The sequence below is a fragment of the Belliella buryatensis genome (assembly GCF_900188245.1).
Lineage (GTDB): Bacteria > Bacteroidota > Bacteroidia > Cytophagales > Cyclobacteriaceae > Belliella > Belliella buryatensis.
The window spans coordinates 82,384-108,503 of sequence record NZ_FZOK01000009.1 but is presented as its reverse complement, the minus strand read 5'-3'; the positions used below and the strand labels follow the sequence as shown (position 1 = coordinate 108,503).

At 37.2% G+C, this 26,120-nt stretch carries 21 protein-coding genes; 2 read left to right on the top strand and 19 right to left on the bottom strand.

Features of this window, described 5'->3' with window-relative positions; translation table 11 throughout:
* Positions 1 to 4 precede the first annotated feature (4 nt).
* The 10 genes from CHB66_RS10650 to CHB66_RS10605 form a co-directional block, all read right to left on the bottom strand.
* A complete protein-coding gene (locus CHB66_RS10650; protein ID WP_089240856.1) occupies positions 5 to 481 on the bottom strand; it encodes a MarR family winged helix-turn-helix transcriptional regulator in 477 nt (158 codons plus the stop codon).
* Positions 482 to 691: 210 nt separating this feature from the next.
* The gene (locus tag CHB66_RS10645; protein WP_089240719.1) at positions 692 to 2,446 is read right to left on the bottom strand and encodes an AMP-dependent synthetase/ligase; all 1,755 of its coding nucleotides are present in this window, start codon (positions 2,444 to 2,446) and stop codon (positions 692 to 694) included.
* Between the two features lie 539 nt (positions 2,447 to 2,985).
* A complete protein-coding gene (locus CHB66_RS10640) occupies positions 2,986 to 4,641 on the bottom strand; it encodes an Ig-like domain-containing domain (RefSeq protein ID WP_245812704.1) in 1,656 nt (551 codons plus the stop codon).
* A 71-nt stretch (positions 4,642 to 4,712) separates the two neighbouring features.
* Positions 4,713 to 5,603, bottom strand: coding sequence for a class I SAM-dependent methyltransferase (locus CHB66_RS10635; RefSeq protein ID WP_089240715.1), 891 nt, complete (start codon positions 5,601 to 5,603; stop codon positions 4,713 to 4,715).
* A 1-nt stretch (position 5,604) separates the two neighbouring features.
* Positions 5,605 to 7,470, bottom strand: coding sequence for a tRNA uridine-5-carboxymethylaminomethyl(34) synthesis enzyme MnmG (gene mnmG / locus CHB66_RS10630; protein WP_089240713.1), 1,866 nt, complete (start codon positions 7,468 to 7,470; stop codon positions 5,605 to 5,607).
* A gap of 77 nt (positions 7,471 to 7,547) precedes the next feature.
* Entirely contained in the window at positions 7,548 to 7,973 is a 426-nt protein-coding gene (gene ybeY / locus CHB66_RS10625) for an rRNA maturation RNase YbeY (protein ID WP_089240711.1), read from the bottom strand.
* A 3-nt stretch (positions 7,974 to 7,976) separates the two neighbouring features.
* A complete protein-coding gene (locus CHB66_RS10620; protein WP_089240709.1) occupies positions 7,977 to 8,375 on the bottom strand; it encodes an ATP-binding protein in 399 nt (132 codons plus the stop codon).
* A 45-nt stretch (positions 8,376 to 8,420) separates the two neighbouring features.
* Positions 8,421 to 9,179, bottom strand: coding sequence for an exodeoxyribonuclease III (locus tag CHB66_RS10615; protein ID WP_089240707.1), 759 nt, complete (start codon positions 9,177 to 9,179; stop codon positions 8,421 to 8,423).
* 15 nt (positions 9,180 to 9,194) lie between these two features.
* Positions 9,195 to 9,557, bottom strand: coding sequence for a hypothetical protein (locus CHB66_RS10610; RefSeq protein WP_089240705.1), 363 nt, complete (start codon positions 9,555 to 9,557; stop codon positions 9,195 to 9,197).
* Positions 9,550 to 9,903 (bottom strand): carboxymuconolactone decarboxylase family protein, encoded by a 354-nt coding sequence (locus tag CHB66_RS10605; RefSeq protein ID WP_089240703.1) that lies wholly within the window; start codon positions 9,901 to 9,903, stop codon positions 9,550 to 9,552. Before CHB66_RS10605 ends, CHB66_RS10610 begins: the two co-directional genes overlap by 8 nt.
* Before the next feature lie 81 nt (positions 9,904 to 9,984).
* On the opposite strand from CHB66_RS10605, the gene CHB66_RS10600 reads away from it, so the two are divergent.
* Complete coding sequence (locus CHB66_RS10600; protein WP_089240701.1) at positions 9,985 to 10,680, top strand: ComF family protein; 696 nt, start codon at positions 9,985 to 9,987, stop codon at positions 10,678 to 10,680.
* 82 nt (positions 10,681 to 10,762) lie between these two features.
* Here CHB66_RS10600 and CHB66_RS10595 read toward each other — a convergent pair whose 3' ends face one another.
* The 5 genes from CHB66_RS10595 to CHB66_RS10575 all read right to left on the bottom strand — a co-directional run bounded on the left by CHB66_RS10595 (position 10,763) and on the right by CHB66_RS10575 (position 17,330).
* Complete coding sequence (locus CHB66_RS10595; RefSeq protein ID WP_170932474.1) at positions 10,763 to 11,581, bottom strand: TPM domain-containing protein; 819 nt, start codon at positions 11,579 to 11,581, stop codon at positions 10,763 to 10,765.
* Complete coding sequence (locus CHB66_RS10590; protein ID WP_089240699.1) at positions 11,562 to 11,996, bottom strand: TPM domain-containing protein; 435 nt, start codon at positions 11,994 to 11,996, stop codon at positions 11,562 to 11,564. The genes CHB66_RS10595 and CHB66_RS10590 overlap by 20 nt, the downstream gene beginning before the upstream one ends.
* Before the next feature lie 11 nt (positions 11,997 to 12,007).
* The gene (locus tag CHB66_RS10585) at positions 12,008 to 12,598 is read right to left on the bottom strand and encodes a LemA family protein (protein ID WP_089240697.1); all 591 of its coding nucleotides are present in this window, start codon (positions 12,596 to 12,598) and stop codon (positions 12,008 to 12,010) included.
* 67 nt (positions 12,599 to 12,665) lie between these two features.
* The gene (locus CHB66_RS10580) at positions 12,666 to 15,950 is read right to left on the bottom strand and encodes a PAS domain S-box protein (RefSeq protein WP_089240695.1); all 3,285 of its coding nucleotides are present in this window, start codon (positions 15,948 to 15,950) and stop codon (positions 12,666 to 12,668) included.
* Positions 15,951 to 16,073: 123 nt separating this feature from the next.
* Positions 16,074 to 17,330, bottom strand: coding sequence for an aspartyl protease family protein (locus tag CHB66_RS10575; protein WP_089240693.1), 1,257 nt, complete (start codon positions 17,328 to 17,330; stop codon positions 16,074 to 16,076).
* 273 nt (positions 17,331 to 17,603) lie between these two features.
* Here CHB66_RS10575 and CHB66_RS10570 point away from each other — a divergent pair, with 273 nt between their 5' ends.
* On the top strand, positions 17,604 to 18,071 hold the full coding sequence (locus CHB66_RS10570) for a Fur family transcriptional regulator (RefSeq protein ID WP_089240691.1): 468 nt from the start codon (positions 17,604 to 17,606) through the stop codon (positions 18,069 to 18,071).
* Here CHB66_RS10570 and CHB66_RS10565 read toward each other — a convergent pair whose 3' ends face one another.
* The 4 genes from CHB66_RS10565 to mfd form a co-directional block, all read right to left on the bottom strand.
* Positions 18,072 to 18,509, bottom strand: a complete 438-nt coding sequence (locus tag CHB66_RS10565; protein WP_089240689.1) for an SRPBCC family protein — start codon at positions 18,507 to 18,509, stop codon at positions 18,072 to 18,074. It lies immediately after the preceding gene.
* A 131-nt stretch (positions 18,510 to 18,640) separates the two neighbouring features.
* Positions 18,641 to 21,076, bottom strand: coding sequence for an alpha/beta hydrolase family protein (locus tag CHB66_RS10560; protein ID WP_089240687.1), 2,436 nt, complete (start codon positions 21,074 to 21,076; stop codon positions 18,641 to 18,643).
* A 160-nt stretch (positions 21,077 to 21,236) separates the two neighbouring features.
* Entirely contained in the window at positions 21,237 to 22,460 is a 1,224-nt protein-coding gene (gldJ, locus tag CHB66_RS10555; protein ID WP_089240685.1) for a gliding motility lipoprotein GldJ, read from the bottom strand.
* 172 nt (positions 22,461 to 22,632) lie between these two features.
* A complete protein-coding gene (gene mfd / locus CHB66_RS10550) occupies positions 22,633 to 25,992 on the bottom strand; it encodes a transcription-repair coupling factor (RefSeq protein WP_089240683.1) in 3,360 nt (1,119 codons plus the stop codon).
* Positions 25,993 to 26,120 lie beyond the last annotated feature (128 nt).

Here is a 26,120-nt window from a genome sequence, read left to right as displayed (position 1 = left end):
TGGTTTAGAGTTCGTACACTTTATCGTTGTACGGATTCGGGTTTATGGTTTCTGATTGATTGAGTTCTATTACTTGGTTGATTTTTTCAAACACATTATAAAATGTTTCTAACTCTTTATCGCTGACCTTTTCTCTGACTTGTTGATTAAATTCCTTAATAGTGCCAACGGAAATTTCCTTTTTGCGTTTGCCTTCTTCTGTCAAGTATATGCGTACAGATCTCTTGTCTATTGAATCCTGTTTGCGAAAAATAAGACCTTTCTCTTCCATAGACTTAAGCATACGCGTAAGACTTCTAGCTTCCAATCCCATCAATGGAGCAATCTTCGTGGCTGGAGTACCTTCTTTGGAATTGATATTGATCAATACATAACCTATGGCTGCAGTAAAATCCTCCTGCGCCGCCTTTTGGTTATACATTCTTGATATGGCGTGCCAAGAACTCTTGATGTGGTAATCTACCGTTTCTTCTCGTTTCATAGGCATGATAAATTTTGTCTGCCTAATTTACGATAAAAATGTTATGCATACATACTATTTTTAAAAAAAGTTATGCATGCAGAGGAAATTAAAAAATGATGAATTTTACATTAATAAAATTTTATTTTGTTTATATAAATAATATTGAACTAATTAAGATATATATTTTAGGAAAACTAATATACACAAAATAAGTTTCTTTGAAATAAATTATTTGTAAAGCTCTTCTATCTCATCAGCAAACTTGCTATGGATTACCTTTCTCTTTAATTTCATCGTAGGTGTGAGTTCGCCAGATTCTACTCCCCAGACTTTAGGTAATAATTTAAACTTTTTAATCTGTTCCCATTTTCCAAAGTACTTGTTCAATTGATCCAATTCTCTTTGGTACTTCTCTAAAATTTCAGGTTTCTGGATCATTTCAGCATCACTGGTATACGGTATATCCTTATGCTTGCAATATTCTCTCAGTCCATCAAAACTGGGCACAATAAGTGCTGCGGGAAAATTTTTATTCTCCCCTACTACAATCAATTGTTCAATCAAAGTAGATTCTTTAAATTTATTTTCCATCGGTTGCGGAGCTATGTATTTACCTCCTGAGGTCTTAAACATCTCCTTTTTTCTATCAGTGATTTTCAAGTAATCTCCTTCGTGAAGCTCCCCTATGTCTCCTGTATGAAACCATCCATCCTTGATTACTTCTTGGGTCATATCGGGTTGTTTGAAGTAACCTTGCATTACATTTGGTCCTTTGACCAATATTTCCCCATCTTCTGCGATTTTTACTTGAACTTCCTTCACCAATTTACCTACAAAGCCAATTCTAATATCCTCCAAAGTACAAACAGAAGCCGATACTACTGGAGAAGTCTCTGTCAGACCGTATCCTTCACAAACTGGAATTCCAGCACTCCAAAATACACGAGCTAATCTAGGCTGAAGTGCTGAGGCACCTGAATTGATTTGCATCACATTACCCCCAAGTGCTTCTCTCCATTTACTAAATATAATTTTATTAGCCAAGTTCAATTGAAAGTCATACCAAAAACCTTGTGATTTATTAGGTTCGAATTTCAAACCTAAATTCAATGCCCAAAAGAAAATGGATTTCTTAAGCCCTGTCAACTCATAACCTTTTGCTACAATTTTATCATATACTTTTTCAAGTAACCTTGGTACAGTATTGAATACTTGTGGTTGTACTTCCTTGAGATTATCACCTATAGTCTCCATACTCTCTGCATAATAGATGGAAACCCCCATATACATAAAGCAAAAGGAACCTGTTCTTTCATAAATATGACAAAGAGGTAGAAAACTTAAGGCTTTGGAAATTCCCTTTGGGACCATCATTCTATCTTCCACAGCCAAAAGATTGTGAATCACATTCCGATGGGATAGCATTACTCCCTTTGGCCTACCAGTAGTACCAGAAGTATAAATGATAGTAAAGAGGTCATCTGTTTTAGCATTATCTTTCAAAGCTTCAAGATCTGCTAAATTTCCTGATTCACCTTTTTGACTAACTTCTTCCCAATAATTGCATCCAGCAATTTGATCAAAAGAATATAATTCAATGCTTGTTCCTTCAATAGCGATTTTTGCTTTTTCAAAAATCTCTTCACTGCCAACAAATGCCATTTTAACCTCTGCATGCTCAAAAATATATTTATAATCATCAGCAGAAATAGTAGGATACATCGGAACTGATATTGCTCCGATCTGTTGTAAGGCCAAATCAATAAAATTCCATTGAGGCCTGTTATCAGATATAATGGCAACCTTATCTCCTGCACTAATCCCCCCTGCTAAAAATCCTAAACTCAAATTATCAACAATTCCTTTTAAATCTTTAGAAGAATATGTTTTCCAAGAGCCATCTTTTTTCTCGGCAAAAGCTACCTGTTTGTCATAAGTTGCAATCTGATAATTGATGATGTCAAATAGTCTATTGATTTGCATGGTTTTCTTTGGGTTTGTTAGTGGTTATCAAATTATCAAAAAGCATTCAGTAAAGCAAAAAGAATTATCATTCAAATCGGATTTGTAAAAGTACTTTGTAGAATTCTGACTACTTATCCACCTTCTATTTAATCCAATAGGTTAATTTTTTAAAAAGATTTGTTAAGCTTATTATAGTGTGGATTTGTGGAAAAATAAACTGATTTTATTTACTCACATCAATTGGATACATATATAGATCTTTTTCCACTTGATATCAACATGGTTTATTATATTTAATATTCTGATCCTTATGATTTTATAATAACTAGGATATATTCCTGTGTATAACTTTTGTATGTACAAATGTCTGTATGTTTTTGTGTTTGAAATTGTGGATAGATGTTAATGATATGTAGGTTATCCTCATTATGTATTCAATGCTATTCTTGATATTTTAAAATTTATGACAAGTCCATGGTTGTACGCATGTTCTCCACAGTTATTCACATTTTTTTTTGAAGTTATCTACAGACTTATTATCGATTTTTAATGGTAAATTAATTTTCTTCTTCCTCAATTCTCCCCTCGATTATCTCTTCTTCAATCGAAGTTTCTTTAAGAGTTTCATTGTTGATACCAAGTGGTCTAATTGGAAGCACTATAATGTCATTGGTCCATCCTGCCTTTAATAGTACGTCATATGATTTTGGATCGTCGGGATTGGTATAATAATAGACCGATTCTGACTGCCTATTATAATTCATATTTGAAGGATCCCACATCCTATTTTTATTTTCATCTATTATGACCCTAACCTGATAGGTATTAGGCTCCAGGTTTGTAAATGAATACTTATTTGTATTTTCTAGATAAGCTTGCCTGTATGTTTTACCTGCTTTATCTAGTAGTTCTATTAAAAGCGGTCTTTTATCTGATGCGACTTCCACAATAAGTTCAGTGACGAGTGTCTCTGGATTCAGTTTTTTATAGTTTGCCTCTATTTTTTTATCATTGAATTGATTCTCTACATCAAAAAATGTTGAGTCTGCAGCATATATTTGGAACGTGCTCTTGGCGATTGAATCAGATATTGGTATCTCTATTTTTAGCTTAGTAAAATCTGTACTATCTACCAAAGAAACCCAATCAGGTATAATCTGTATGATAGATGCTGTGTCATATTTTACTATCAGCGAATCGTAATTTATTTTCTTCAATGGTTTATTGAAAGTGAATTCTGCTCTTAAATTTTTCAAGAATGATGATCCGCTATTAGATGTAATTTCTAAAGATTCCTTTTTTCTATCACTTTCTTCAAATTTTAAATAAATCAGTGTATCAATTTGGTTACCTACTGAATCTTTGAAATTTAATCTTGTTGCTATGCTGTCATTTCTTAATTCTGTATGATAGAATCTAAGGTTCTTTTCGTTTCTTCGGTAAAATAGTTTTTGTCCAAAATCCTCGTGGTCAATTGTTGTTTCCGTTGGAAATTTACTAAGTATTACATCAAAATTTTCTCCCACTGTTGAACTCCTATTTATTTTTAAATCAGACAGATCTGCCTTTGAGATATAAAACTGCACATTTTGAATGTCATTATTGATCAGTATGGTATCTCCTAAAAATCCGTATGGCTCTGATTTATCTTCTGCTTTTAGAGAGTTGTTTGAATCGAACCAAGCATAAGCTCTGTATTCTCCTGCTTTTATATTGGTAATTTCAAAATTTCCTGAACTGTCGGTAGCTGCTATATAGTATGGTGATGCTGTCAGTACATCTGTGGTATCATTTTTTTCATATAAGCCCACTAAGACATCTTTGATGAACTTATCTTTTTGAGGAAATAGATAGCTTACCCTTCCAGAGAATTTTAAACTGTCAATGTCATTTCCAGTAGAAAATACAAGCTTTAGATTTTCTGCTGGATTACTTTCTGTGATATCTTGTATGCTTTTTTGGAAATTGAATACATATGTGGTGCTATCTTCTAAATCCTGATTTAATTTGATAACAACTCTATTTTTTATCGCTGTTACCACCATTTCATCTTTATTGATTCTTGGAGTAATGATTATTTGCTTAGAGGCATTATCTAATTTTACATATTCATTGAATTCAAGTTCTATTGTTTGGGGCTTTATATTAGTGGATTCATTTGCTGGTTTGATGCTTACGAGTACTGGTGGATCTAAGTCTTTCTCTCCTCCCATTGGCGTACTTTGTTTAGCACAAGCATATATTAGTATAATGATGGATATTAGTAATATATTTTTGAATATTTTCATTTTTTCTTAAGAATAAACAAATTACTAGAATAATTTTTTTTATTTCTTTTTGCCCAATAGTTTGATTTCAGACCATTGATAAAGCCATTAATTAATGCTTTGATACCTGTATTACCAAGATGATTTTCTGATAGTAGCGATACATAGTAGCTATCAAATTTCATTGGGATGATAGATATGATTTTCATATTTAACATATCAGCAAATGTATTCAAAGTTGATTGATTGAAATGATACAAATGTCTTGGTACATCCCAAGCTGCCCAATTAGCTTTATATTTTTCTGCATCCCAAGAGTCTCTATTTGGAACAGCTATTAGTAGTGTACCTTTTTCGGTCAATCTATCTCTTAAAGATAGGCTAATCTCATTGAGATCATGTACATGTTCTAACACATGAAATAGCGTGATGATATCAAATTTATAATTTCCGTCTATTTGCGATAGGTTTTCTTTTACATCGATTGATAACTTTCGAGCAATGTTTCTAGCAGTTTCATTAGGCTCTATTCCTTTTACTTTCCATCCATCTTTATTTGCTGCTTTTAAAAAATAACCTGTTCCACACCCATAGTCTAATAAGTTACCTTTGTTTCTACAGAAAGTATTTATCCAATAGACTTTCTGTTTCAGTGTTATTTTTCTGACCTGCTTATAGAGCCAATTTGTTAAATTATTAGCTTGGTCCTGATGTGATATATATTCATCAAACTCGTAATAATTTCCAATACTTTGTTGGTTTGGTCGAGGATTAGTAAAAATTAAATTACATGTTTTGCATTGATAAAGCTTAAAGTTCTCTTTGCTTATCGAAAAATCTTGTATTGTGGTGTATTCAATGAAATGCCCACTCGAACAAAGTGGGCATTTTGTTAGCTTTTCTATCATTTTATCTACCAAGGTAAACAGTCAATATGGACAAATCTGCAGGGGATACACCTGAAATTCTAGATGCTTGCCCTAGTGTTTCGGGCTTGATTTTATATAGTTTTTGTCTTCCTTCAGCGGAAAGTGCGGTTATAGCTAGGTAATCGAAATCTAATGGAATTTTGTAATTTTCCATATTACTGAGTTTTTCTACCATTTGTTGTTCTTTTTCTAGGTAGTTTTCATATTTGATTTGTATTTCAGCCTGTTCGATTACTTCTTTATCGTATTTGCTTAGGTATTGTTCTAGCTCTGTATCAAGTTTCATGATATCCAATATACCTAGCTGAGGTCTTTTGATGAGCTTGTCAATGGTAATTTTTTCTTTGATAGTAGCTGTTTCCAATCCTTCCAAACCTTCATTTATCCCATCTGGAGATAGCTTCTTCTGTTTTAGATCATTGATGAGTTTTGCAGTATCATTCTTTTTATCCAGCATTTTTTCCAATCTAACATCATCTGCCAAGCCTATGCTATGACCTAATTGTGTCAATCTTAAGTCAGCATTATCCTGTCTAAGTAAAAGTCTGAATTCGGCTCTTGAAGTAAACATTCTATAAGGTTCATCGGTGCCTTTATTGATCAAATCATCGATCAATACTCCTATATATGCATCTGATCTTTTAAGTAAGAATGGATCTTTTTCTTGTGTTTTCAACGAAGCATTGATACCAGCTACTAGACCCTGAGATGCAGCTTCTTCATATCCTGTTGTTCCATTTATTTGTCCAGCAAAATATAAGTTCTCTATTAGCTGGGTTTCTAATGTAAGTTTAAGCTGTGTTGGAGGAAAGAAGTCATACTCTATGGCATATCCAGGTCTGAACATCTTTGCGTTTTCAAATCCTGGAATTTTGCGTATTGCTTCATATTGTACATCTTCTGGTAGAGATGTAGAGAAACCGTTCACATACATTTCTACAGTATTCCATCCTTCTGGTTCCACAAAAATTTGATGTCTTTCTCTTTCTGCAAACCTATTGATTTTATCTTCTATGGAAGGGCAATACCTTGGACCTAATCCTTGGATTCTGCCATTGAACATTGGAGATCTATCAAATCCGGTTTCAAGTGTTTGATGGACTTCTTTATTGGTATAAGTTATCCAACAAGTGTGTTGTTTGGTAAGTGGTTTTGTTTCATCTGAGAAGGAGAATTTTTCCGGATTTTCATCTCCGTACTGTATTTCCATTTTAGTGTAATCAAGTGACCTACCATCCACCCTAGGCGGAGTTCCGGTTTTCATTCTGCCCGCTTCGAAACCTAATTCAACAAGCTGTTCGGTAATACCTTTTGCAGCTCCCTCTCCTGTCCTTCCCCCACCAAATTGTTTTTCACCAATGTGAATTAATCCATTCAAAAAAGTTCCATTCGTAAGTACTACTGATTTTGCCTTTATTTCTAATCCAATACTAGTTCTTACACCAATTACCTGTTTGTCCTTTATAATTAGACCGGTGATCATTTCTTGCCAAAAATCTACATTTGGAGTTTGTTCTAGTGCTAATCTCCATTCTTCGGCAAATTTCATTCTGTCGTTTTGTGTTCTTGGCGACCACATGGCAGGACCTTTAGATCTGTTTAGCATCCTGAATTGAATCATAGATTTATCAGAAATAATTCCCGACATGCCTCCAAGAGCATCTATTTCTCTTACGATTTGCCCTTTTGCAACACCACCCATAGCTGGGTTACATGACATTTGAGCAATAGTATTCATATTCATGGTACATAGTAATACCTTTGAATCCATCTTTGCAGCGCCATGTGCAGCTTCACAGCCTGCATGCCCTGCTCCTACTACTATGACATCATAATGTGGAAACATATATCTTTTTACTTTAGTGTTCCACGTGGAACACATGATTTTTAATATTCTTTTTTTTCACTGTTCCACGTGGAACATTATATATTATCAAATAATTGTATGGATTGATTTTCCATCCGCCTCATTAGTTCTGCTTCTTTTTTGGTTTTGTCTTTGTAGCCCATCAAGTGTAGAAGTCCATGACTCAATACGCGCAAGAGTTCATGATCAAAACCTTCATTCTCCTTCGTAGCATTTTCCTTTACTCTATCTATACTGATAAATATATCTCCTTCAATCTTATCCTCTTCTTCTGAATTATCGAAAGTGATGATATCTGTGTAGGTATCGTGATCTAGGTATTCTAAATTGATTTTATATAGATATTCATCTGAGCAGAAGATATAATTCAATTCTCCAATTTTGTATGTTTCTCTTTGAGCGATCTCTTTCAACCATTTCTTGTACTTTAGCTTTTGGTTGAGATTAAAGTTTGCATCCTCGTCAAAAAAGGAAATAGCCATAATTTACATGTAAAATGTGAGAATGGTTTTTCTTCCTTCATCTTCAAATGCAACATTATCTGAAAGATGTTTCATGATAAAGATTCCTCTTCCACCCGCCTTCTCTAAATTTTCTGGTGCAGTAGGGTCTTCTAAATGCTCGTAGTCAAACCCAGAACCTTCGTCTGTAATGACAAATTGTATTTGTTCATCTTCGAAATGAAGCTCCAAATTTACTTTTTTGTTTGCGTCACCTGCATTACCATGTAAAATAGCGTTGCTGACACATTCGGTAACCGAAATCATGATATTTCCATAGATATCATCATCGATGTGAAATTTTTCACGAGCATTGTCGATGAAGCTTTCTATGATTTTTATATTCTCAATCAGAGAAGGGATTGAAATTTTAATAGATTTCATGAAGCTTTTATTGAGTAATGAATATTTAATTTATTTATATCAAGTCTATATTTCGATCATAATTGGACAATGATCTGAATGTTTTGCTTCAGGTAAGATGATAGATCTTTTTACCCTTTCTTGCATTGGATCTGTGACCATGTGATAATCTATCCGCCAACCTAAGTTTTTGCCTCTTGCGCCTGCTCTGTAGCTCCACCAGGTATAATGATGTGGATCTGTGTTGAACATCCTGAAACTATCCGTAAAGCCATTTTCAGTAAACTTATCCATCCAAGCTCTTTCTTCTGGCAAAAATCCTGATGAATTTTTGTTTGAAACAGGATTATGAATGTCTATGGATTTATGACAAATGTTATAATCACCACTGAGAATCAAATTAGGCAATTTTTTGATCAAATCCTGTGTATAGCCATAAATGTCATCTAAAAACTGATATTTGAAGTCTTGTCTGATGTCTCCAGTAGTTCCTGATGGAAAATAAGCTGAAATAAAGGAAAAGTCTTCAAAATCTGCTCTGATGGTTCTCCCTTCATCGTCATATGCATTTACTCCCATTCCGTAGAATACATTTTTTGGCTTTTGTTTTGCTAAAATTGCTGTTCCACTGTATCCTTTTTTTACTGCTGGATACCAATAGATTTCGTATCCCATATCTTCGAAGATGCTGCGATCTATTTGATTTTCTAAGGCTTTCACTTCCTGAAGGCCAATGATATCCGGGTCCGTCGCTTTTAGCCAATCTGCAAATCCTTTATTAAGGGCTGCGCGAATTCCGTTTACATTGTAGGATACGATTTTCATGCTAATTAGATTTTTTTATTTAATCTCAATGTCAAATTCTTGTTCAAAGTATTCTAATACCTGGATTTTTAAGAATTTTTCTTGGTCTATGGTGTTTAGGTGTGGAAGTTTTTTGATTAGCTTCCAATGTGGCCATCCATCCTGATCTATATAATCAAGTTCATAAAATCCAGCCAAACTGAGAACTTTGCAAATAGCAATGTGCATCAAATCTTGCTTCTGCTCTTTGGTGAAAGTTTTATTTCCTTGACCTAGTTCCTGTACGCCGATGAGAAACAATACACCATTGAGGTCCGCTGGTTTTTTGCCAATCAGTTCATGAATACCAATCAACAATTTTCCCCAGCGTTTTTCAAGGTCTAAATCTTTCTTAAACATCTTGATTGTTTTGTTCCAAAGCTTCCCAATATTCTGCTGCTCTTCTCAAGTGTGGAATCACAATGGATCCTCCAATCAATGTGGCAATAGAAAATACCTCAAAAACCTCTTCTTTGCTCAATCCAGCTTCATAAGATTTTCCAAGGTGGTATTTGATGCAGTCATCACATCTCAAAACCATGGAGCATGCAAGACCAATCATCTCTTTGGTTTTGACATCTACTGCGCCTTCTGCATATGCATTGGTATCAAGGTTGAAAAAACGCTTGATCACCTTATTGTCGGCCGACATGATTTTTTCATTCATGCGGCTTCTATAATCGTTGAATTCTTCTATTAAATTCATTAAATTCAAATAAGTTTTTAATTAACTGGCAAATATAACAGGTATTTTGCTGTCATTCAGTTCTAACAAGCCTTTTTGGATATGCGTTTCACATTTTGGGAAGATTTTTTGGCTCTGGTTTTTCCAAAAACCTGCGCCAATTGCAAAAGAAGTCTCTTTGATTTTGAAAAGACACTTTGTAAAGCTTGTATTGCACGGCTTCCCATCACCAATTATCATCTACAGCCACAGCATAATGATCTGGTTATAAAAGTAATGGGATTAACAAAACCTGGATTGGTGATGTCTTTTCTTCGTTTTACCAAAAAAGGCGTAAGCCAACAACTTTTGCATCAATTGAAGTATAAGAACAAGCCCGAAATCGGACTGGAACTAGGAAGTATATATGGACAATTGCTTTCCGTTCATGGCTTTAAAGATCATTGGGATGTGATTGTGGCCGTCCCCCTACATCCTCAAAAGATGAGAAGGAGAGGGTACAATCAAAGTGAGCAATTCGGAAGGGGGATTGCAGAAACTATGGAAATTCCTTTTGAGCAATTGCTTGTTCGGACGATGTATACTGAAACTCAAACCAAAAAATCAAGGCTTGAACGGATTGAGAATGTAGCAGCTGTCTTCAAAGTGGCTAAAAGTCATGCAACATCCGGGCTTCGCGTACTTTTGGTGGATGATGTGATGACAACTGGAGCTACCTTAGCCGCCTGTGCCAATACCCTTCACGAATCAGGTGTGGCACAAGTAGACATGGCTGTCATTGCGGCAGGTAGGTATTGATGGAAAATATAAAAGCATTGAATCAATGTGTTTTCTATTAATTCAATGCTTTTAAAAATGTTTCTAATACATACTTTATACGTTACCAGCTTCCACCTGCTCCACCACCTCCGAAGCTACCGCCTCCAAATCCACCAAAAGAACCTCCTCCAAATCCTCCTCTTCCAGAAGAGAAGTCACCGAATTTTCCTCTGCTACTTCCTTTGAGCATATTGGCTAGCATGATCGTGGTGAAGAGGTCTACTCCTCCTCCTTTACCACCCATGTGGTTATCATTGTCCTTCCTGTTTTTGATCATTGGAAGAATCACAAAAATGAAGATAAAGAACAAAAACATCAGTAAAGCACCCCCAGAATTACCACTTGATGTTACTTTATCAGCTTGGTATTCACCTGAAGCTAATTTGAAAATCATATCTGTAGCCTTGTCCAAACCTGCATAATAAGATTCCATTCGGAAATTTGGTACAATTAATTGGTCTACAATCCTTTTGGCTAGGGCATCTGGAATAGCTCCTTCCATGCCATATCCAGTAGCTATGAATACCTTTCTATCCTTCATGGCTGCCAAGATCAAGATGCCATTATCTTTATCTTTTCTACCAATTCCCCAACGATCCCCAAGCTGAAATGCATAATCACTAATATCGTAAGGACCTACAGAATTGATCAGCACTATACTCACTTGGGAGGATGTACTGTCATTGTAAGAAATAAGCTTAGTTTCCAACTTTCGGATCTCTTGATCAGAAAGTGTATTAGAGAAGTCATTGACAAGTTTAGGAGGGTTGGGTTTTTCGGGAAAGTCCCCTTGAGTCCAGCCTCGCAGGTTCAATGAAAACAAGATAATAAGGGTGAATATAGCGTTTTTGATCATGTTCTTATCCAAAGGATATTTCATCAGGAAGCTCATTTATGTCTCCTTTTTGTTCGTATGGAAAATGTTGCTGTAGTTGTTGACCAGACATTTCTATGCCCTTTCTCAAGCCTTCGGTGTATGATCCTTTTTTGAAATGGACGATCATTTCTTCTTTGATTTTTTCCCAGAAGTTTTCAGGAACGACCCGATTGATCCCAGCATCACCCAATATGGCAAATTGGTGATCTTCTATAGCGAGATAAAAAAGCACCGCATTGCGGTGCTGTGTTTGATGCATTTTGAGGGTTTCGAATACCTCTGCAGCACGATCCAACACATCACCACTCGTATGGTTTTCGATGTGTACTTGAATCTCTCCCGAAGTTTCTTTTTCGGCAGCCCTGATCGCTTCGATGATGATTTCTCTGTCAGCTGTGCTGAATAGTTTTTCTGCCATGATAGTCGGGTTTAAAATTCTACAGTTGGGGCATTTTCTGCTCCTGCAGTAGCCTCAAAGTAACCTTTTCTCTCAAAACCATACCATCCCGCAAAAATATTGTTAGGAAAGGTTCTCAAATTGGAATTATAGCCTTGAACTGACTGGTTGAAGTTTCTTCTGGCAACAGCGATTCGGTTCTCAGTACCCTCAAGTTGCGCCTGAAGTTCTAGAAAATTTTGATTGGCTTTCAAGTCCGGATATCTTTCCACAGCCACCAATAGCCTGCTCAGTGAACCACTCAATTGGTCCTGTGCTTGTTGGAACCTGGCAAGGTTTTCTGGAGTAAGGTCATCTGCTTGCAGATTAATAGAAGTTGCTTTTGATCTAGCCTCAATCACATTGGTTAAAGTCTGTTGTTCAAAATCTGCATATCCTTTCACTGTATTAACCAAATTTGGAATCAAGTCTGCCCTTCTTTGGTACTGGGTTTCTACTTCAGCCCATTGACCATTGATGGTTTCTTCTGTTTGTACAAAGGTATTGTACACGCCTACAGCTTTGGTGTAGACAAATAGCCCAATTAGGGCAATGACAAGAATGGGTATTAATGCTTTTTTCATATTCTTTTTAGATTTTAAACATTGCTGGTAAAAGACGTAAATTTAAAGCGTATGTTGCTTTTTGAATTTAATTTGATTTGGTAAGTATGTCCTCTGTATTGATTATTAGGTTTTTGAGGTAAATATAGAAGGTAGTCCCTTTTCCTACTTCACTCTCTACATGAAGATTACCATCATGAGCTCTGATCTGCTCTCTTACCAAGTAAAGCCCTAAGCCCTTACCCTCTACATGGGAGTGAAATCTCTGATATAGTCCAAAAAGCCTATCTCCATACCTTTCTAAGTCAATCCCTATTCCATTATCTTTGAATTCGATGACCATAAACTCCCCATCTTCATAGGTTTTGATTTGAATATGTAAATCTTGATCAGGGCTGCGGTATTTTATGGCGTTGGTAGTTAAATTGGTGAGGAAGTTTTCCAAATGTGAGTAAATATAATTGATGCTTCTTGCTTTAGAGAAGTCTTTACTTATCAATGCACCAGACTCTTCTATCTGTTTGCTTAGACTAGTTTCTATGTTAGTAGCCAATAGCTCAAAATTGATTCTCTCGATTTTCGGAAGTTTATTTTTCTTGATGGCTACTACATCAATAAGGTCTTGAAGTGTATTATTCAATATTCCTGTAGCTATTTTTAAATTTTCTATCACTTCAGGGTTTTCTGGATCTTCAGGATTAAAATCATTATAAAGATCTAGCAAAGCAGTGATATTGACAATTGGGGCACGCAGATTATGTGAAATGATGTAAGCAAATCGCTGTAATTCTTCGTTTTGTGATTTAAGATCCTTTATTAACTGATTCCTTTCTTCTTCTGCTTTTTTGGTTTCAGTGATATTTTGAGTGACTAGTAATATTCTATCTATTTCATTTTGCTCATTTTTTAATGGAACACCACTCTTGAGGTATTGCTGTTGATCGATTAGAATTTCAAACATGACAGATTCACCAAGCAATACTTGCTTAAGTTGTATTTTGATCTTTTGTCCTGTTTCTTCCGAATATCTCGCAAATATTGATTTGCCAATTAACTCTTTTGGGTTGATTCCTTGCTGATGGTATTCTTTGCCATCCGTATAGACATAAGTAAAGTCCGTGTCCAATACCTCTATCGTTCCTTTGGGGAAATTCTCGGCAATGCTTCTGAACAATAATTCTGAATTGATCAATAAGCTCTCGTAGTTAATTCTACTTAATTCGGCTCCGATTCTGTCAGCAAGTATTTTCAGTACTGTTTCATAAGCTGGACTGAATTGAACGGGATTGGTATCCATCAAGACCAACATCCCAAGATTTTTATTGTTAATATCTGATATGCTTACACCCATATAAGTGTTGATCTTAAGCCTAACCAATTCCTCGTCATTTGGAAAAAGCTTGGATGCATCATTCAGAATGATTAGTGGACTTTCGGAGCGCATGCAATGTTCACAAGGAGAATTAGCAATTTTATAAATGAAATTTTCCTGTTTCTCTCCGTTTTTGAACATTGAAATAACTTCCGCTATTTCCAAGTTATCATTCACTTCTGAAATAAAGCAATATTCAGTACCCAATTTTTCTGAAAGAAACAGTGTTAATTGATCAAAAAATGCCTTCCCACTGAATTTAGAAGTTCTTTCTGTCAATTCAGCTAGGATATTTTGCACATATTCTTGCTCGGTAATATTCTCAAGGATTGCTTGAAAACTATCATTGTCTATAGGTTTTGCATTGACTCTTAAGTGAAAAAGCTTTTTGCTAAAGTAGCTTATATAGGGACCTTCATAGAAACCGAATCCATTCTGAATACTGTCAGTATATGCCTGTCGGATAGGTTGATCTCCAATCAATTCGAAAAGATTTTGTCCTTTGACTTCTGATTCTTTTTCTAGTCCAATACTCGATAGGAAAGCTTGATTTGCCGTTAAGATATTACCATTTCGATCATACTGAAAGATGGGAACGGGGTTTTCGTCAAAGAGTAATTTGTACTTTAATTGTTGAAGTAAAGCTTCTTCTTCTTTGATTTTACTTTGAGTGATATCTATGAATAAACCTGCCCAGATCGATTGATTTTGATATTTTTCTAATCTATTAGAAGCACCATAGATCCATTTGATCTGACCATCTTGGGTTTTGATGCGGAATTGAGATTCAAATTTCTGATTGTTATTATAAGCATCCCTATCTGCTTGAAGCACCTGATTGATATCTTCTCGAAGAATCAATGCTTCAAATGATTTTTCATCTTCAAGTATTTCTTTGGGTTCTAGACCTGCTAATTCCCTACTTCCCTCACTGATAAAAATATATTGGTGTGTTCCATCAGGAAAAGACTTGAGCATGTATACAATTCCAGGAACTACACCTGTTAGTTCATCAAGAATACTCTTGTTGTCAAGCAAGTTTTTTTCAATTTCCTTGAGTTCCGAGATGTCACCGATTACTCCTAGCTGAAGATGCTTGTTCTTCCCTTCCTCTTGATTGATATTTTCTATTTCATCTTGTAAAAAAATATAGTGACCATCAGCATGAAGGAATTTATAAACGATGATTTTACTTTGCTTAAAGCCATGGTCATATATTCTGTCGTCATCTGGATGGATCATTTTTCTCCACTCAGATTGTGTAAAACCCTCAAAGAAGTCAGCCTGATAACCTAAGACATTTTCTATTGCTCCAGTCAAAACCATCTCTCCAGTCTCTGAATTGAGTTCGTAGTAAACCAAATTATTTTCTTGAGGGTTGGGAAGCCCCAACTCCATAGCTGTTTGGTTATTGTGATACTCGAGTTGAATCAAGTTAACATTTGTTGCCAAAACCCTTTTGGTTAGATATAATCTGTTTGGAAAAATACAAAAGAAAGCCTCACCTTCTTGAATTTTGAAGTTATGCAAACTCTCTTGATCCAGAAATGGAAACCTGCTAATAATAAATTTTTCCCAATCTAAGTCATAATCGTTGTTTCTGGCCAATTGTACAGTATTATCACCAGATTTCAACCAACTAAAGGGAATGTCGGAAGAAACAGATTGAGGAGAAATCAGGGCATTGATCAGATAGGAATTGTCTTCTTGACTGATAACATAACCTTCAATTTTTACCCATTGAAAATACCTGTCTTTGACTAAAATCGGACATGAAAACTTATCACCATTTCCCAATGCCTGAAAGAGATAGTCGAAAATAGGTTTTGGCAAAGTCGGAAGTATGTATTCAAAAAAACTTTCTTGATAAAACTTGGTGTTTTTATCAATCAACTCTCGAATTTCTGAGGATATGTACAGCAGTTCGTAAGTAGCATCGCTGTATTTTTTGAGCGTCAGAAGGATATTATCGAAGCTGTTATGAGTCTGCCTAGGCTTCATTTTTTTAGGGATAAAATATTTGCATTCATCATTTTAAACCCTCCCAGGTTTAAAAAAATACTTAGTACAAAGTTACAAATTTCAATAGGAATTCAAGACAATGAAGCTTATCTCAAGACATTTTTAAATTTGCCTTCGAAGAATGAACGAAAAATCCATCTCAATTGGATTGGATTCGTTTTCCGGATTTGCCCTCAGAATTGTTAAATTAATTTTTCTTCCAACTTCCGATCTAAAAATCTTGATCAAGTCTGAAATTTCCCAGAAGTCTACAGGGATATTGTTGACTTTGATGATCTCATCAAGCAATTCAAGTCCTGCTTGCTTGGCGGGAGAATTCTCTTTTAATCCAGCTATGTAGACTCTTCTTTGTTCTGTTGGCAATAACTTTGGTGTAATTCCACTCATGTCATATTCAAAGGGGTTCAAAAAAGTAGAGGATTTTTTAAATAGCATTCGCTCTCTTGGATAATCTAAAATCAATTCCATCCGGCTTAGCACTTCTGAACCAAGACTTCCTTGCCTTCCTGTTTCTTTGATCACATAGCTGTAGTCATTTTCTTCTGGAAAAGATGTAATCACATTATAAAACTTCAGTCCGGCTAGGTTCAATTGCTTAGCTCTACCGATCCACCCAAACAAATCTCCACCCAATGACCGCCCTAAGTCAGAAGCTAAAGTGACAGGGGGCAATTTGATTTCTTCGGAGGTTTCAGGATTAAGCAACAATCCGTGATTAGCTCCTGTATCAATAAGTAATTTGGTATTTAATTTTGAACCTGAGACTTGACTGACCTTGGCCGAAACATAAGGCTTGCTGTTCTCTATGCTGATGGATACTTTTCTGTATCCCAATGGCCGCCACCTCATTTTGTTTTGCTGATAGAAAGTAATTTGGCCTTTGTCGTAATTGATTTTCATCGGATTGAATTTAAAAAATTCGTAGCCAATCACTCCATATACAGGAATTCCTATGACACTTTCCAACTCAAAAAAATCTTCATCTAATACTAACAAAGTTTGACTGATTCCCTCTACATTGCCTAAGTCAATATGATTATTCACTGTCACAGAAGCTGAAAGGACGGTTTTACCATCTGCTCCTACCAGATTAAGCGTGCGACTGTATTGCAGTCCCAGCTCGTCACCTAGGGTTTTACTAAAAAGAATATTAGTTCTAACTCCTGTGTCTAATAAAAAATTGATCGGTGGATTACCATTGATAGAAATAGGGACAATGATAAGGTTATTGGAATTTAAAAACGGAACAATAACCCTCTTCTCCTCATTTTTTATAAAAAAACCAGGGATTTGAGACCATACCGGACTACTCAGTAGGAGACATATTTGGGTGATAATCAGATACAGAATTCTTTGCATGTGAATTTTGGTGTCTGCTTTTGCTTTTATTAATATAAGAAGAAAAAAACGGGAATTATGTTTTGGAAAGACTTTGATTTTTCTTTCTGAAGGAATTTCTTATTACCTAACTCTCAAACAACTAACCCAGACTAATCTGAAAAACCAATGGAATCCTTACTTCACATACCATTATACTTTTGGATTATTTTTTCAGTTTTTCTGATAGATAGAATCTATAAAGTTGAAAAAATCTAAAAAAACCCGCATCTTAGTTTTTAGATTGAAACAATTATGGCAGAAAAGTCGGTAGTAGAAAAAGCAAAAAAGATATTTGAGAACTTCTTGTTGCGTCAAGGAAGTAGGAAAACACCTGAGCGGTTTTCTGTCATTGATGAACTTTATGCGCTACCACAAGACGAGCATATAGACGTAGAGGGACTTTTTCTTTTGATGAGAAATAAGGGTTATTCTATCAGCCGTGCTACCATTTACAATACACTAGATCTACTGGTAGAATGTGGCTTGGCCGTGAAGCATCAGTTCAAAGATAAAGTGGCGCTTTACGAACAAGCATTGACTTACAAGCATCATGACCATCATGTCTGTAATCAGTGTAGGAAAATCAGAGAATTTTCTGACGAAAGGCTTAACCTAATCAAAGAGGCTATGGGCAGAGAGTTTCAATCTGCCATTACTAGCCATTCCTTGGTACTCTATGGAGATTGCCAGATTCAGGATTGTGACAATATGCAGTTTTAATCAATTCCCGAAAATCTTCTTATAAATCGGCTTTCGATATAAAAATTGTAAATATAGGGCTGGATAAAGCAATAAAGTCATCAAACCAAAAGGTCCTTCATAGCTAATTTCATCCCTTATGATACTGCCATTTTTTGCTTTGATGATTCTATGTTTGTGTTTCCATTTTTTGAGGAAAAAAGGTAAGATGGTTCCTTCATCTATAAAGTAGAATTCTTTATCATCTGTCTGATCATCAGTGATTTCAGAAGTCCATTTTTGTTTGAAAAAAATAAAATTTAATTCAAGAGTCACCAAATCCCCAGTCTTAGAGCCGTCGAATTGAAGTAATTTAACTGGTGGAAATGGGGGGCTTAGTTTGGTGAACAAGGTTTCATCAAAGCCCGCTTTGACTTGGAGGTAGTCTTGTGCTACTGGGGTTTCTATGGTAATATTCATATCAGATAGTTAAGTCTAATTTCGTCATTTTTGTTTTGTCAATTGATTAGTTGCTCGTGTCTTGAGGAATTCATTTTCATAAAAAAAGCCCCCATCTTCATGGAGGCTTTTTTGGAAATCATTACAAATGCTTATTTCTTGTTTTTCACATATTTTTCCAACCACTGATGCTGCTCCCAAAGGGTGTGAAGAATAGACTCTTCAGCTGCATAGCCATGGGATTCGTGAGGTAAGAATACCAATCTAGTAGTAGCTCCGTGACCTTTCAAAGCATTATAATAACGCTCAGATTGAACAGGGAATGTACCAGAGTTATTATCTGCTTCACCATGGATCAATAAGATTGGAGTTTTTACTTTGTTGGCATGCATAAATGGAGCCATGTTGAAGTATACTTCTGGAGCCTCCCAGAATGTTCTCTGCTCATACTGGAAGCCGAATGGAGTCAAAGTTCTGTTGTAGGCACCTGATCTTGCGATTCCAGCGGCAAATAGGTCAGTGTGAGAAAGTAAGTTAGCAGTCATGAAAGCACCATAAGAGTGTCCACCCACTGCAATTTTACCCCTATCACCGATACCTGATTCTACAATATAATCGATAGCTGCTTCAGCATTGGCTACCAATTGCTCCAAGAAGAAGTCATTTGGCTCTAGGTCACCCTCACCTACGATAGGCATCTCTGTCTGATCCATGATGGCGTAACCTTGAGTTACCCAGTAAAGTGGAGAACCCCAGCTCAATCTGGTGAATCTATATTGAGAACCTCTTACTTGCGCAGCTACTTCAGCAGACTTATACTCTCTAGGATATGCCCACATCAATACAGGAAGACGACCATCTCTTGCTGGATCATACCCTTCCGGTGTGTAGACTACCGCTGATAGGTCTAGCCCATCATTTCTCTTGTATTTTACCAATTGCTTATTGATACCTTTGATTGATTCGTATGGATTATCAAAGTTGGTGATTTGAATTGGCGCTACTCTTCTTCTAGTATTGACTAGCCAATAGTTAGGCTGAATGTCAGTGCTTTCTTTTACAGTTACAAATTCAGTGGCATTGTCATTCAATACTTTCACTACTCTCTCGTAGTACGGTGCCTGAGATCTCCAAAGGATTTTCTCTGTCTTGGTCTTAGCATTGAAAGTCGAAAGGTAAGGCATGCTACCTTCTGGTGAGCCACCTTCACTAGTCATGAAAATTTCATCACCCTTTCTTTGAATCACAGATCTACCATATTCGTTGGTAACGAAAAGTGGGCTTCCTGGATCATTGTAGATGTCATCAGATGATCTTTCGATGATTATTCTACCATTATCACCTGGCTTGGAAGGGTTGATTACTCTGACGATTTGCTTTCTAGTAGCTGACCATCTTTCGTTGAAAAGAGCAAAGTTATCATCAGACCAAGAGATGCCTCCATATCTGTATGGTGTACTTACCAGTTTTGTTCTTTGAGCAGTAAAAGGTGCGTCTAGGGTATATACAATGTCTCTTTCCTCCATTGCAACTCTACCATCACCTCCATCTTGTGTTTCTACCCAATATAGCGTAGCGGGCTTGTCAGCTCTCCAGTTGATGGATCTTGGACCTGTCACAGTCGCATCAAAGCCAGTAGGTCTTACTTCATCCAATGGCAATTCAGCCATTGTTTTTACGTTTTTACCTGTTCTGTCCCAAACTTCTACATTGTAAGGGAATCTAGAAGCTGGAACTAGGTAAGAAAAAGGTCTTTGGATGATATCAACCATCACATAGTTTCCATCAGGAGATATACTCACAGATTTGAACATACCAGGCTTGCCGAATGGAGTAGCTTTTCCATCTAGGTCGATCATCATCAATTGAGAATCTGTAAAGTAAGCAAACAAAGCTTCATCATGCGGATTGGTTAACAAATCCTGATAAGTTCTAGAAGGAGCTGCATTTCCCGAAGTTTCTTGAACAGTCGGGCCTACAGGTGCCAAAGGTGCTTTAGGCATTTGGCCTCTATTTGGATTGACAGCTTTCAACAAGATCTTGTTGTCAGGAGTCCAGCTAAGGGTACCACCCATGACATCATTGACGATCTCATCAGTTAATTTTTTTGCTTCATAAGTAGTCAAGTCAACTACCCATAGACTGATACCTGTATTGGTAGTGTTGGTCACAGCAGCATATTTTTCATCTTTGCTGACTGAGAAGCCACCTAGTCTTGCATTGGCAGGGAGTCCTTTGATCTGGAATTCTTCACCTGATTTAGTCATTTTGATTTTAACATTCTCAACAGCACCTGAGCGGCTTGGCCCATTGGTAGCTGGGTTGATTCGCATACCGGCGATTCTTAGCTCAGGTTGAGCCAGATCCTCAATGGATGGATTGCCAGAGCGCTCCAAAAGCAACATAAAGTCGCCTGTTCTACTGAAGCTTACAGAAGGCGTAGAAGGTGCCTTTACTAAATCAGCGATTTCTTTTGGTGGGGTTTGATAGGTAAGTGCATTTTGGGCATTTGCCTGTGGGTTGGTAACCAACCAAGCCAGACAAACTATCAGTGATGCACTTAGCGTTTTTCGTAGTGAATATAGCATAGCATTAGTTCGTTTAATTACAGAAATTTACAGCTTAATGGACAGTTTAGCTATTTTTTTTGACTTGGATTGTCCTACATGATATGAGCGGTCATATCTGGTGCTTAGAAAATAAAAAAGGAGCCATTTGGCTCCTTTTTTCATTTAAATCTCTGTCTTCTTATTTCCCTACAGCTCCTACCGAAATCATCGCGCATCTGAATCCGATATGGTTGGTTGCAGAGTCTTGATGCATAAATCTTCTGGTACCTGGAGATAACCAATAAGCTACATCTCTCCAAGAGCCTCCTTTGTACACTCTGTAATTGTCATCTATCAAAGTAGTACCGTAATCTTTGGCTTCATCAAAAATACCATCTTTTCTCAATGGATTCAAATCATCAAAGTCTGTAAATGAAAGTGGTCTGTATACATCCTGAACCCACTCGTTCATATTACCTGCCATGTTATAAAGACCAAAGTCATTTGGTGGGTAATCGTATACGTTGGTTGGGATGATGTCACCATCATTGGAAATCCCACCTGCGATACCTGCGTAGTCACCTCTACCTCTTTTGAAGTTAGCAAGCATATCTCCTTGCTTTCCTTTTCTCTTGATGTTGTATGGGTTTCTGACACCTCTGCCATCCCATGGATAGATTCTGCCATACTCCTGATTTTCGTCCATGTATTGTGTACCGATCATCGCCTTAGCTGCATATTCCCATTCTGCCTCACTTGGTAGTCGGTACTCAGGCATAGCGACTCCTCTTTCGATCAATTGGTTTTTGGTCAGTGTGCTGTCTATACCTTGTTTTTGACGCATCAGTTCATTTACATATTGGGTTCTCCATTTGGTGTAAGCATTGGCTTGAGACCAAGTCACACCTGCTACAGGATAGAAATTGAAGCCAGGGAATCTGAAGTAGTAAGTGTCATACACGTCATTATAAGACATCGCACCTTCCCATACGCGATCGGATGGTTCTAGCTTGCCTACGGAGTCTGCACTTACGGCTTTGCGCATATTGAACAAAAATTCCTTGTAGTCATTGTTAGTGATTTCCGTTTCGTCCATATAGAAGGAAGCGATCGTCACTGTACGCTCTACATTGTCACGGAAAGCCATGATGTCTTGCTCTTGAGAACCAAGTACCGCACGACCACCTTGGATATACTTTAAGTTGGGTCCGACGATTTGCTTAGCCATTCTGGTGACTACAAAATTGGTACTGTCATTCGCATCAAAGCTGAATTGCGCTCCTGTAGTCGCACTTACTTTTCCAGGTTTAGCCGCAGTTCTTCTTCCATAACCCGGCGTCTTGTTACAAGAAGAAAGGATACTTACCGCTACAAAAAGCAATGCGGTAGCGACCAATCCAAATTTATTTTTTCCAAAAACCATAAACTTTTAGTGTTTTTTGTGCACAAATAGAACGCTAATATATAATGTATAATATCTTATCACAATATTATTTTTTCTCTTTTGCCAATGCAAAAGGCTGAAATTTGTCGAATTTAGCAATATGATACAAAATTTGTCTACAAAGAGGCAAATTTAAGCTTATCAAAATTTTTCAACTTTTTTTGATTTTCATCTCATTTAACCATTGTTTGGCCCGTTGAATCGTCTTCACTCCACTGATAGTGAGGATCAAACGGTTTTTGTACTCCTTCATTTTGCAATGCTTAGACTGGGAAGATACATATTGTAAAACATGTCCAAAGGTCTCTGATTTGAAATATTTCTCCTTATTAGATGGAACAAAGAAACATTTCATGCTTTCGTTTTTCAAGATCAATTTTTCAAAACCTAGTTGCTCTGCAACCCAACGTAGCCTCACTGTTTCGAAGAGGTCATTGACCACTTCTGGAATTGGACCGAATCGATCTTGAATCGTCTTGATGTAAGCCTGAAGCTCTTCTTCCTTTTTGATATTGTCTAGCTTCGAGTATAGGCTCAACCTTTCTGAAATATTGCTCACATATTCCTCTGGTATCAAAAGCTCCATGTCCGTCTCGATCACACAGTCTTGTACCAAGATTTCTACCTTCTCTCTGAGGTCTACTTCGAAGAGCGCAGCAAATTCATTTTCCTTCAATTCCTGAACCGCTTCATCCAGAATCTTATGATACATGTCGAAGCCCAAATCTGTAATAAACCCACTTTGCTCTGCGCCAAGTAAGTTGCCGGCTCCTCTGATATCCAAATCCCGCATGGCTACTTTGAAGCCATCACCCAAATCTGAGAACTCTTCCAAAGTTTGCAAGCGCTTTCTTGCCTCCGAGGTTAGGCCTGTGGTTGGGGTAGTCAATAGATAACAGAACGCCTTCTTGTTGCTCCGACCTACACGCCCCCGCATCTGATGCAGGTCACTCAAGCCAAACATGTGCGCTCGATTGATGATGATGGTATTGGCATTAGGAATATCTAATCCTGATTCGATGATATTGGTGGAAACCAGCACATCAAACTCTCCTTCGATGAACTTGACCATGATTTTTTCTAAGGTCTTGCCATCCATTTGACCATGGGCACCTGCTACCCTTGCATCTGGTACCAAGCGCATGATGGTATTGGCAATGGTGTCGATTTCGCCAACCCTATTGTGAACGAAAAATACTTGCCCACCTCTCCTCAATTCAAAGGCTACGGCATCACGAATTACCTCTTCTTCAAAAGTGTGAATTTCTGTAGTTACTGGCTGTCTATTCGGTGGAGGCGTGGCAATCACAGATAAATCCCTCGCTCCCATCAATGAAAAGTGCAAAGTTCTTGGAATTGGTGTAGCCGTCAATGTCAATACATCCACATTCAACTTCATTTCCTTGAGTTGATCCTTGACTTTCACACCAAACTTCTGCTCCTCGTCAATGACCAAAAGTCCCAAATTTTTGAATTTGATGTCTTTGTTGACGATTCTATGGGTACCTACCAGGATATCAATTTCCCCGGAGGTAACTTGTTTGGTGATTTCTTTGATTTCTTTGGCAGTTCGGAAGCGATTGATGTAATCTACCTTTACGGGGAATGCTTCAAGTCTTTCTTTGAATGTCTGATAGTGCTGCATGGCAAGAATGGTGGTCGGAACCAATATTGCCACTTGCTTTCTATCATTGACAGCTTTGAAAGCTGCACGGATGGCAACTTCTGTTTTGCCAAAACCCACATCTCCACAGACTAATCGGTCCATAGGATATGGTTTTTCCATGTCTGTCTTTACATCTGCTGTAGCCGTAGCTTGATCTGGTGTATCTTCGAAGACGAAGGAACTTTCCAATTCTACTTGCAGTACTGAATCAGGAGAAAATTGAAACCCAGGGGCATTTCTACGCTTGGCATAGAGAGCAATGAGGTCTTTAGCGATGTCCTTGACTTTGCTTTTGACCTTTTTCTTCTTATTATCCCACTCTGGGGAGCCAAGCTTGGACATGGATGGTGCCGTGCCTTCCTGACCAGAATATTTAGATATTTTGTGTAAGGCGTGTATATTGACATAGAGCAAGTCATCGTCTCGGAAAACTAAGCGCACGGCTTCTTGTAGTTTACCATTGACGTTTACTTTTTCCAGTCCAGCAAATCTTCCCACACCATAGTCGATATGCACCACATAATCTCCCGGATGCAAGGATTTGATTTCTTTCAGTGTCAGTGCCTTTGACTTGCTAGAGCGTGCCTTGGTTTTGTACCTGTGGAAGCGCTCAAAAATCTGATGATCCGTGTAGCAGGCGATCTGCAAGGTCTTGTCTACAAAACCCTCTCTCAAGCCTATCAGTAAAGATTGAGTTTTCAGCGTGGGGTCTAACTCTTGGAAAATATTCTCAAGCCTATTGATTTGCTTGTCATTTTCAGAGCAAATGATATTCAACCAACCATTTTTTTCATTAGTGACCAGATTTTCTACTAGGAGGTCAAAATTCTTATTGAAAGAAGGCTGTGGCTGGGAGTCAAAAGTGATGACCTCGGCATCCTTGGCATAAAACTTATGTCCAAACTCTACCTGCACAAATGACTGAGATAGCTGCTGAAAGCTTGAAGCATCGTCAAATAGGTCTTGAGGTTTTGGTAGGAGTTTTTCAGACTTAGATTTGTCTACTTCCTGCTCAAAGTGCCTTTTTGCTTTTTCAAAGTTTTCATCCAAAACATCTAGCGTAAATTGAAAATCTTTGAACCAAATTGTCGTGTCATTGGGTAAAAAATCTAAAAATGATTGCCTGACTTCTTGAAGCAAGCGTGTTTGTATATTTGGTATGATGCTGATGGATTCGATGGGGTCAACCGAAAGCTGTGTTTCTGGATCAAAAGTTCTGATGCTTTCGATCTCACGACCAAAAAGCTCTATTCTGTAGGGCAAATCATTGGCGTATGAATAGACATCTAAGATTCCTCCTCGAATGGAGAATTGTCCTGGCTCGTATACGAAGTCGGATTTTTCGAAATCATAGGTCATCAGCAATTCTGCGATGAACTCCATGTCTACCTTTTCTCCAACTTTAGCCGTGAAGGTATTTTCCTTAAGTGACCGCTTATTGATTACCTTTTCATAGAGTGCCTCCGCATAAGTAATCACGATTTCGTTTTTTTCCTGTCTTTCTGAGATTTTATTGAGAATCTCAGCCCTAAGGAGGATATTTGCATTTTCTACTTCTTCAAAATGATAAGGACGCTTGTAGCTTGAGGGAAAAAGTAAGGTGTCTTTCTTGCCAAGTAGCTCCTGCAAGTCTGAGTTGAGGTAAGCTGCCTCTTCCTTATCATGTGCAATGATGAGGTGAAATCCGCCTAGTTTTTTGAATAGGCTCGTGAAGAGTACCATGTCCAAACTCCCCGAAACCCCCTTGAGTTGAAATTGACGGTTTCTGCGGTATTTTAATTTCTCTGAAAAAGTCTGTACAAAAGGATCTTTTTCGTAGAGGCTTAGAAATGCTGATTTATCCAAAATGCTTAGAAATTGCGGTGTTCAATAAGTTGGCAAGTTAGGAAATTGATTTGTTTCCTTCTTTATGGAGACTATTTTGAATTTGTGAAGTATAATCCTGAACCTATGCCCTATTAAAATGTTTAGAA

Excerpts from the sequence above, each read along its gene's own strand:
- CHB66_RS10615 (WP_089240707.1), bottom strand. The coding sequence starts at position 9,179 with ATGAAAATCGTATCCTACAATGTAAACGGAATTCGCGCAGCCCTTAAT.
- CHB66_RS10580 (WP_089240695.1), bottom strand. The coding sequence starts at position 15,950 with ATGAAGCCTAGGCAGACTCATAACAGCTTCGATAATATCCTTCTGACG.
- CHB66_RS10645 (WP_089240719.1), bottom strand. The coding sequence starts at position 2,446 with ATGCAAATCAATAGACTATTTGACATCATCAATTATCAGATTGCAACT.
- CHB66_RS10575 (WP_089240693.1), bottom strand. The coding sequence starts at position 17,330 with ATGCAAAGAATTCTGTATCTGATTATCACCCAAATATGTCTCCTACTG.
- CHB66_RS10640 (WP_245812704.1), bottom strand. The coding sequence starts at position 4,641 with ATGGGAGGAGAGAAAGACTTAGATCCACCAGTACTCGTAAGCATCAAA.
- CHB66_RS10620 (WP_089240709.1), bottom strand. The coding sequence starts at position 8,375 with ATGAAATCTATTAAAATTTCAATCCCTTCTCTGATTGAGAATATAAAA.
- gldJ (WP_089240685.1), bottom strand. The coding sequence starts at position 22,460 with ATGGTTTTTGGAAAAAATAAATTTGGATTGGTCGCTACCGCATTGCTT.
- CHB66_RS10635 (WP_089240715.1), bottom strand. The coding sequence starts at position 5,603 with ATGATAGAAAAGCTAACAAAATGCCCACTTTGTTCGAGTGGGCATTTC.
- CHB66_RS10565 (WP_089240689.1), bottom strand. The coding sequence starts at position 18,509 with ATGAATATTACCATAGAAACCCCAGTAGCACAAGACTACCTCCAAGTC.
- CHB66_RS10570 (WP_089240691.1), top strand. The coding sequence starts at position 17,604 with ATGGCAGAAAAGTCGGTAGTAGAAAAAGCAAAAAAGATATTTGAGAAC.
- CHB66_RS10650 (WP_089240856.1), bottom strand. The coding sequence starts at position 481 with ATGAAACGAGAAGAAACGGTAGATTACCACATCAAGAGTTCTTGGCAC.
- CHB66_RS10560 (WP_089240687.1), bottom strand. The coding sequence starts at position 21,076 with ATGCTATATTCACTACGAAAAACGCTAAGTGCATCACTGATAGTTTGT.
- CHB66_RS10590 (WP_089240699.1), bottom strand. The coding sequence starts at position 11,996 with ATGGCAGAAAAACTATTCAGCACAGCTGACAGAGAAATCATCATCGAA.
- CHB66_RS10595 (WP_170932474.1), bottom strand. The coding sequence starts at position 11,581 with ATGAAATATCCTTTGGATAAGAACATGATCAAAAACGCTATATTCACC.
- ybeY (WP_089240711.1), bottom strand. The coding sequence starts at position 7,973 with ATGGCTATTTCCTTTTTTGACGAGGATGCAAACTTTAATCTCAACCAA.
- CHB66_RS10605 (WP_089240703.1), bottom strand. The coding sequence starts at position 9,903 with ATGAATTTAATAGAAGAATTCAACGATTATAGAAGCCGCATGAATGAA.
- CHB66_RS10585 (WP_089240697.1), bottom strand. The coding sequence starts at position 12,598 with ATGAAAAAAGCATTAATACCCATTCTTGTCATTGCCCTAATTGGGCTA.
- CHB66_RS10600 (WP_089240701.1), top strand. The coding sequence starts at position 9,985 with ATGCGTTTCACATTTTGGGAAGATTTTTTGGCTCTGGTTTTTCCAAAA.
- mnmG (WP_089240713.1), bottom strand. The coding sequence starts at position 7,470 with ATGTTTCCACATTATGATGTCATAGTAGTAGGAGCAGGGCATGCAGGC.
- CHB66_RS10610 (WP_089240705.1), bottom strand. The coding sequence starts at position 9,557 with ATGTTTAAGAAAGATTTAGACCTTGAAAAACGCTGGGGAAAATTGTTG.